At 78.8% G+C, this 822-nt stretch carries 1 protein-coding gene; it reads right to left on the bottom strand.

Annotation, left to right across the window (positions count from 1 at the left end; genetic code table 11):
* The coding region (locus tag KMS84_RS38695) for a flavodoxin domain-containing protein (RefSeq protein WP_256921238.1) at positions 1-822 on the bottom strand (822 nt) is incomplete at both ends.

The following is an 822-nucleotide window of genomic DNA, read 5'->3' as shown; positions in this document are numbered from 1 at the left end:
CCGGGGCGCGGCGGGGGCGGCGGCCGCGTCCGCCACGGGGGCCCGGCGCGCGGCGGAGGGCCCGGCGGGGGCCGCGGGCTGTAGGTCCGTGGCCTCCTTCAGCGCGGTGAGCACCTGGTCCAGCCAGGCCTCGGCCTCCGTCTCGTAGTCCGGCTCGCAGTCGGTGCGCGGGGCCAGGCGGAGCGCGCCGAGCTCGTCCATGCGGCGGTCCAGCCGCCTGCCGTGCCCGCAGAAGTCGTCGTACGAGGAGTCCCCGAAGGCGAGGACGGCGTAGCGGCGGCCCTCCAGCCGTCCGGCGCCCGGGGCGGCGAGGCCGTCCCAGAAACCGGCCCCGTTGTCGGGTGCGTCGCCGTCGCCGAAGGTGCTGGTGATCAGCAGCAGGTCGGCGTCGGAGGGCAGCGCGGCGGGGTCGGCCTCGTCCATGGCGAGCAGGGAGGCCGCGTGTCCGCCCTCGGCGATCCGGGTCGCGGTGGCCGCGGCGAAGTCCTCCGCGGTGCCGGTCTGCGAGGCCCACAGGATCACCACCTGCCGCGCCGGGGCGGGTGCGGGGGCCGCGGCGGTGCGGGAGTACATGCCGGCCAGCGTGCCGTTGACCCACAGGGCGTGTTCGGGGCTGAACGGCGCGTCCGGCGGCAGGACCGGCACGCCCGGCGCGCCGGCCGGGATCCCCGCGAGGAATCCCACCAGATAGCGGCGTTCCGCTTCGGTGAGGACGGGCGGCGGGGCCGGTTCCAGGCCGAAGACGGCGGCCGCGGGGGCCCGGACCGCCGTGGGGACGAGCACCGAGCCGCGCTCCGCGTCCGGGCCGGGGGCGGGGAAGGG

Origin of the sequence: Streptomyces hilarionis (assembly GCF_024539675.1) — a bacterium.
Lineage (GTDB): Bacteria > Actinomycetota > Actinomycetes > Streptomycetales > Streptomycetaceae > Streptomyces > Streptomyces hilarionis.
This window is presented reverse-complemented; position numbering and strand designations above follow the sequence as displayed.